This is a genomic window from Phenylobacterium sp. (assembly GCF_030654915.1).
GTDB lineage: Bacteria > Pseudomonadota > Alphaproteobacteria > Caulobacterales > Caulobacteraceae > Phenylobacterium.
The window spans coordinates 20,774-27,294 of record NZ_JAURWM010000293.1; the positions used below are offsets into that span (position 1 = coordinate 20,774).

Consider the following 6,521-nt stretch of genomic DNA (forward strand, 5'->3'; position numbering starts at 1 on the left):
CAACTGGCCTCGCTTTCACGGCTTTTTGCAGACCATGTCAGATCCTTTGTTCAAGGGCGTGATGCCGGCCCTGGTGACTCCGTTCCGCGATGGCGCGGTGGACGAGCAGGCCCTGGTGGCCCTCGTCGAGCGCCAGATCGCCGGCGGCGTCCACGGCCTCGTGCCCGTCGGCACCACCGGCGAGACCGCGACCTTGTCGCATGACGAGCACCGCCGCGTTGTCGAGCTGACGGTGAAGACCGCCGCCGGCCGCGTGCCGGTGATCGCCGGCGCGGGTTCGAACGCGACCGATGAAGCGATCGAACTGGTGGCGCACGCCAAGGCCGTCGGCGCCGATGCGGCCCTGGTGGTGACGCCGTACTATAATCGCCCCAGCCAAGAGGGCCTCTACGCCCACTATGCGGCGATCAACGAGACGGTCCAACTGCCGGTGCTGGTTTACAACGTGCCCTCGCGCACCGCCGTGGATATCTCCAACGAGACCCTGGGCCGGCTCTCCAAGCTGCCGAACGTCGTCGGTATCAAGGACGCCACCGGCGACATGACCCGGGCGACCATGCAGCGCCTGCTGTGCGGCGACGATTGGGTGATGTTGTCGGGCGATGACCTCACGGGGCTGGGCTACATGGCCCACGGCGGCCATGGCTGCATCTCGGTGACCTCGAACGTCGCCCCCGACCTCTGCGCGACCTTCTACAACGCCATCATGGGCGATGACTGGAAGACAGCGCTCTACTGGCAGGACCGGCTGATCCGACTGCACAAGTCGCTGTTCACCGACGCCTCGCCCTCGCCGACCAAGTTCGCGATGGCCCACCTCGGCCTCTGCCTGGAAGACGTGCGACTGCCGATCGTGGCGGCCTCCGAGGCCTCGCGGGCTGAAGTGTTGGCCGGCATGAGAGACGCTGGCGTCATCTGATGGCAGGCAAGCTGATCGCCGAAAACCGCCGCGCGCGGTTCGACTACTTCCTCGAAGACACCTTCGAGGCCGGCATCATGCTGACCGGTTCAGAAGTGAAATCGCTCCGGGTCGGCCGGGCCAACATCGCCGAGTCCTACGCCTCGATCGAGGGGAACGAGGTGGTGTTGATCAATGCCGACATCCCGCCCTTCGCCCAGGCCAACCGCTTCAATCACGAGCCGCGCCGACACCGGAAGCTGCTGCTGCATCGCAAGCAGCTCGACAAGCTGATCGGCGCGGTCCAGCGCGACGGCCGCACGATCATTCCGACCAAGCTCTATTGGAACGAAAAGGGCCTGGCCAAGCTGGAGATCGCGCTCGCCAAGGGCAAGAAGCTGCACGACAAGCGCGAAGCGACCGCCGACCGCGACTGGGCCCGGGACAAAGCCCGACTGCTGCGCGACAAGGGCTAGGCGTGGCCACGGCCGCCGCCGACGTCGAGGCTATCGAACGCGCCACCGCCGCCGCCGTGACGCCGCGCGAGGTGCTGGAGATCGGCGACTGGCTGGTCACGCTGGACCCCGGCACGATCCGGCGCGCCAACAGCGCAGTTCCGCTGCGCCATGGCCTGCGGTGCGACGTCGCGGTTCTGGATGAGATTGAAGCCGCCTATGCCGCGCGTGACCTGAAGCCGGCTTTTCGGATCGCCGATGCGCCGGGCCTCGAAGATATTCGCACCGAGCTTGCCCGTCGCGGCTATCTCTCCGAACAGCCGACCCTGGTGAAGACCGGCGCGGCGCTGGACATGATCGCAGGCGCGCGCGGCGAACCGGCCCCGGTCGAGCGTGCGCCGGGTCCCGGCTGGGCGGCGGTGTTCACGAGTGAAGGCTTTGATCCGGCGGACGGCGCCAACCGCGTCGCCGCCCTGTCCAGATCCGCCGACGCCGTCTATGGCGGGATTAGCGAAGGCGAGCGGACCATCGCGGTGGGCGTGGCCGCTTTCGGGCATGGTTGGGCGAGCGTGCATGGCATGCGCACGGACCTCGCCCGGCGCGGGGAGGGGCTCGCCGGACGCGTCCTGGCCGGCCTGGGCGCCGCGGCTCAAGCGCGCGGGATCGACCGGGTGTTCCTGCAGGTCGAGGAAGGCAACGCCGGTGCAAGGTCACTCTATCGCGGCGTCGGTTTCGAACGTGCCTGGCGATACCTTTACTGGAGCAGGTAGCTAAGGGGACGCGCGATGCGCCCCCTCAAGCCGCCATCAGGCCGCGAGCGCCAGATCGCCCTTGCGGCGGCGCAGGGCCGCGCCAGCGAGGCCAAAGCCGGCGATCATCATCGCCCACGTGGCCGGCTCCGGGACCGCCGAGGAGAGGCTGATGTCGCCCGGTCCTGAGATCGTCAGGTTGTAGGCGCCGAAGTCCTTGTTTTCGAAGGCAGATGCAACTGCGAAGTACGAGACGCCCGCCAGCAGATTCGTGGTGAAGCCGGAGGCCCGCAGGTTGTTGTTGAGGTCATCGTTGTACGCCAGGGCGTTGAGCAACGGCAGGGTGGGATCGAACGTGCCTGCGTAGAGACCGAGGAAGTTGTCGTAGCCAGCGTCTGAACGCAGTGAGTAGGCGCCCGCGGTGGAGACCGTGAAGGCCGTGACCTGGTAGGCGACGTTGGTGCCGACCGAGGAGAGGCCAATTAGGTCGGCAACCGGGCGATTGTAGGTCTGACCGCCCGCCGTATCACCGTTGATCACCACTGTGCCAGCCGCCGCAGGCAGGCCAAACGAAAGGCTCGCGATGAGCGCGAGCGCGCCAAGTACCTTCATTTTCGAAAATTCCCCCGTGAACTGCCGGCCCGGTGACGGGCGCGGCCGGACGTCATCGCCCAACCTGAGCATTTGACGGATTCTAACGGTCACGAAACCGCATTCAACTACCAGGGGTGTGCGGGATGCAATCTTTGGTTAGTGCTGGTCGATCAAGGCGCGCGCCCGCTGGAACACCGCCTCGAACATCTCCGCTGTCAGACGGCCGGTGTTCGTGTTGAGGCGTGAGCAGTGGTAGCTGTTCAGCACGATATAGGGGCCGGCCTGAAACTCAGTCCCGTGGCCGGGGATACCGGCCGACGCCTTCAGGCCCAGGGCCTTCAGCACGTTGCGGCGCGCGACGTCGCCCAGGGTGACGATGACTTTCAGCCTCGGCAGCGCCTCGAGCCGTGCGGTCAGGAACGGACGGCAGGTGTTTTCTTCGCTGGTTTCGGGCTTGTTGCCGGGCGGGGCGCAGCGCACCGCGTTGGTGACCATGCAGTCGATCAGCTCAAGCCCGTCATCGACGCGGGCGTCAAACTTGCCGTTGGCGAAGCCGGTCTTGGTCAGGGTGTCGTAGAGCATCAGCCCGGCGTGATCGCCGGTGAACGGACGACCGGTGCGGTTGGCGCCGGTGCGGCCAGGAGCAAGGCCCGCAACTAGCAGCCGCGCCTCCGGATCGCCGAACGACGGAGCCGGGCCGTTCCACCATTCGGGGTTCTGGGCTTGATTAGCTTGCCGATAGGCGACGAGCCGCGGGCAGAGGGGGCAGTCACGGGGCGGCTCGGCGCCCCATAGCTCGACAGACATCAGGCCTCGGCGTCGGCGTCGTGATCGGCGTCGCTGTCACGGGCGACGCGGCTTTCCTGGATGAAGCGCGGCAGACGCGAGGGGCGGCCAATGATGTCGGCCAGGTCGGCCAGGTCCACGAAGCTGTCGGCTTGGCGGCGCAGGTCGTCCGACGCCATCGGTGGTTGTGATTTCACTGTGGAGACGACGGTCACGCGCGCGCCGCGTCGCTGCACGGCTTCGACCAGGACGCGGAAGTCGCCGTCGCCGGAGAACAGCACCAGGTGATCGGCGTGGGTCGCCATCTCGAGCATGTCGACAGCGATTTCGACATCCATGTCGCCACGCCAGCGCTTGCGGCCCTGGGCGTCGGTGTATTCACGCGCCGGCTTCGTCACCAGGCGGAAGCCATTGTAATCCAACCAGTCCACCAGCGGGCGGATCGGCGAATATTCCTGATCCTCGACCAGGGCGGTGTAGTAATAGGCGCGCACCAGCACGCCGCGCTTGCGGAACTCTTCCAGCAGCTTGCGATAGTCTATATCGAAGCCCAGACCCTTGGCGGCCGAATACAGGTTCGCTCCGTCGATGAAGAGCGCGAGCCTGTCGGTGGGGTAGAAGGTCATGGGTGCGAAGATCCTGGAAATAGGGCGTTGGGCATGAATTCGGACGATGCGGTCATCGTCGCCCTTGGCGGTAATATGGCCGGCGACTTTGGTTCGTCCGAAGCCCTTCTTGAGGCGGCGCTCGCTGGTTTCGCGGAGGCGGGATTGCCCGTTCTTTTGAGATCGTCCTGGTGGCGTTCCGCCGCCTGGCCCGACCCCAATGTTCAGGAGTATCGCAACGGCGTTGTGCTTGTCGAGGCTCAGCTTTCGCCCCAAGACCTAATCCGAACATTGTTCATGATCGAGGCGCGGTTCGGTCGGGCGAGGGGAGCGCCCAACGCCTCGCGCACCCTGGACCTGGACCTGATCGCATATGGTCGGTTGGTGTCAGGCGATCCTGAGCTGACCCTGCCGCATCCACGCGCCCACGAGCGGCTGTTCGTGATGGGGCCGCTGGCGCAAATCGCCCCTAGGTGGCGCCATCCGGTCCTGGGGCGAACGGCCCTGGAGCTGGCGGCCGCCGCCACGGTGGGACGCGACGCCGCCCCGGTGGGTGCGTCAAATTAGGCGAGCCGCGTTGACGCGGCGATCACGCGGGTATAGCCCCCGCGCCCCATCATTGGTGCAGGTTCCCTCCGTGGGCTATCGCCTCCTGATCTTCGATTTCGACGGCACGCTGGCCGACAGCGCGCTCTGGTTCGCCAATGTCCTGAACGACGTGGCGGGGCGCTACGGCTTCCGCCAGATCGGCGTGGACGAGATGGCGGAGCTGCGCGGCCGCCCGAACCGCGAGATCATTCGGCGCCTGGGCGTGCCCGCCTGGAAGATGCCGTTCATCGCCGCTCACTTCCGGCAACTGGCCGCCGAAGCCGCGCCGGACCTCAAGCTTTTCCCTGGCGTCGAGAACATGCTGCGCCGCCTGGCGGCTGGCGGCGTGAAGATCGCGGTGGTCAGTTCGAACTCGGAGGCCACGGTGCGCGAGGTGCTTGGAGCCGAACTGTCCGGGCTGATCGCTCACTATGGCTGCGGCGCTTCGGTGTTCGGCAAGGCGCCGAAGTTCCGCGCGGTGATCCGCAAGGCCGGCGTGGCCGAGGCCGATGTGCTCTGTGTCGGCGACGAAGTGCGTGACATCGAGGCCGCCCGCAAAGCCCATCTGGCGACCGGTGCGGTCACCTGGGGCTATGCGACGCCGCAGATCCTGCGTGCTCAACGGCCGAGCGTGGTTTTCGAAACGCCGGGCGACATCCTGCATGAGGCCGGTCTCTGCGGGATCTGAGCGCCGAAAGTCCGCGTTGCGGCGTTGCACAATGAGCGCAAAGCCTCTATTTTGTTCGGTTCTATCGCCCTTCTGAGGATTCCATGGCCCGCGTCACTGTCGAAGATTGCGTCGAGAAGGTCCCCAACCGCTTCAGCCTCGTGCTGCTGGCGGCCCATCGCGCCCGCGCCATTTCCGCCGGCGCCCCGCTGCTGGTCGATCGTGACAACGATAAGAACCCCGTCGTCTCGCTGCGCGAAATCGCCGACGACGTGGTGGACGCCGACGAGCTGCGGGAGAACCTGATCGGGACCCTGCAACGCGTCGATGAACGCTCGGAAGCCGAGGAAGAGGCTGAAACCCTCGCCCTGCTGGCCGACCCGACCCACATGCAGATGAGCGAGCTGGAACTGGTTCGCGCCCTGCAGAGCGACCGCGACGGTGGCCAGGAGGAGCGGTACTGAGCCTAGAAGGCCCAGAACCTCTCATCTTACCGGCGGCGACCGAACCACCCGCCGAAAGAACGGACGCGCCGGTCATCAAGCGTCCGAAGATGCTTCGTCAGTACGAGTTGATCGAGAAGGTCCGCTCGTACGACCCTACCGCCGACGAAGCGATCCTGAACCGCGCCTACGTCTACGCCATGCGCATGCACGGCAGTCAGAAGCGCGCTTCGGGCGACCCCTACTTTGCTCATCCCATCGAGGTGGCGGGGATCCTGACCGACTATCGGTTGGACACCGCCACCATCGTCACGGCCCTGCTGCATGACGTGATCGAGGATACGCCGGTTACGCCGGACGATATCCGCGCCCTGTTCGGGGCCGAGATCACCGAGCTGGTCGAGGGGGTGACCAAGCTCACCAAGCTCGAGCTCAACAGCGAACACACCAAGCAGGCCGAGAACCTTCGTAAGTTCATCCTGGCCATCTCCAAGGACGTGCGCGTCCTGATGGTCAAGCTGGCCGACCGTCTGCACAACATGCGGACGCTCCACTACATCAAGAGCCCCGCCAAGCGAGAGCGGATCGCCCGCGAAACCCTCGACATCTATGCGCCGCTGGCGCGCTCCATCGGCTGTCACCGGATCTGTTCGGAGCTGGAGGAGCTGGCTTTCGAGCACCTGAACCCGGTGGCGCGCGACGCGATCATGCGGCGCCTGGCGGTGCTGCGGGCCGA

Annotated in this window: 10 protein-coding genes; 7 read left to right on the forward strand and 3 right to left on the reverse strand. The window is 66.2% G+C overall.

From position 1 onward, the window contains the following. Window positions 1–34: 34 nt before the first annotated feature. From dapA to Q7T84_RS15590, 3 genes are read left to right on the forward strand one after another with little or no spacing between them, the layout of a single operon-like run. Window positions 35–919: a 4-hydroxy-tetrahydrodipicolinate synthase gene (gene dapA / locus Q7T84_RS15580; RefSeq protein ID WP_304810610.1), complete on the forward strand. Its 885-nt coding sequence runs from the start codon at window positions 35–37 to the stop codon at window positions 917–919. After that, complete coding sequence (smpB, locus tag Q7T84_RS15585) at window positions 919–1,374, forward strand: SsrA-binding protein SmpB (RefSeq protein WP_293459377.1); 456 nt, start codon at window positions 919–921, stop codon at window positions 1,372–1,374. The genes dapA and smpB overlap by 1 nt, the downstream gene beginning before the upstream one ends. Before the next feature lie 2 nt (window positions 1,375–1,376). Further along, window positions 1,377–2,123, forward strand: coding sequence for a GNAT family N-acetyltransferase (locus Q7T84_RS15590; RefSeq protein WP_304810616.1), 747 nt, complete (start codon window positions 1,377–1,379; stop codon window positions 2,121–2,123). A 36-nt stretch (window positions 2,124–2,159) separates the two neighbouring features. Here the strand turns inward: Q7T84_RS15590 and Q7T84_RS15595 are convergent, their stop codons facing one another. The 3 genes from Q7T84_RS15595 to Q7T84_RS15605 all read right to left on the reverse strand — a co-directional run bounded on the left by Q7T84_RS15595 (window position 2,160) and on the right by Q7T84_RS15605 (window position 4,108). Further along, on the reverse strand, window positions 2,160–2,714 hold the full coding sequence (locus Q7T84_RS15595) for a PEPxxWA-CTERM sorting domain-containing protein (protein ID WP_304810618.1): 555 nt from the start codon (window positions 2,712–2,714) through the stop codon (window positions 2,160–2,162). A gap of 138 nt (window positions 2,715–2,852) precedes the next feature. Continuing rightward, window positions 2,853–3,503, reverse strand: coding sequence for a uracil-DNA glycosylase (locus Q7T84_RS15600; RefSeq protein WP_304810620.1), 651 nt, complete (start codon window positions 3,501–3,503; stop codon window positions 2,853–2,855). After that, a complete protein-coding gene (locus tag Q7T84_RS15605) occupies window positions 3,503–4,108 on the reverse strand; it encodes an NYN domain-containing protein (protein ID WP_304810622.1) in 606 nt (201 codons plus the stop codon). Before Q7T84_RS15605 ends, Q7T84_RS15600 begins: the two co-directional genes overlap by 1 nt. Before the next feature lie 33 nt (window positions 4,109–4,141). On the opposite strand from Q7T84_RS15605, the gene folK reads away from it, so the two are divergent. The 4 genes from folK to Q7T84_RS15625 form a co-directional block, all read left to right on the forward strand. Then, window positions 4,142–4,654 carry a 2-amino-4-hydroxy-6-hydroxymethyldihydropteridine diphosphokinase gene (folK, locus tag Q7T84_RS15610; protein ID WP_304810624.1) on the forward strand — a complete coding sequence of 171 codons (513 nt, stop codon included), beginning with the start codon at window positions 4,142–4,144 and terminating at the stop codon, window positions 4,652–4,654. A 70-nt stretch (window positions 4,655–4,724) separates the two neighbouring features. After that, on the forward strand, window positions 4,725–5,363 hold the full coding sequence (locus tag Q7T84_RS15615) for an HAD hydrolase-like protein (RefSeq protein ID WP_304810626.1): 639 nt from the start codon (window positions 4,725–4,727) through the stop codon (window positions 5,361–5,363). An 83-nt stretch (window positions 5,364–5,446) separates the two neighbouring features. Further along, complete coding sequence (gene rpoZ, locus Q7T84_RS15620; RefSeq protein ID WP_056734703.1) at window positions 5,447–5,806, forward strand: DNA-directed RNA polymerase subunit omega; 360 nt, start codon at window positions 5,447–5,449, stop codon at window positions 5,804–5,806. 89 nt (window positions 5,807–5,895) lie between these two features. Then, window positions 5,896–6,521 (forward strand): HD domain-containing protein (locus Q7T84_RS15625; RefSeq protein ID WP_304810630.1); only part of this gene is annotated, 626 nt, incomplete at its 3' end.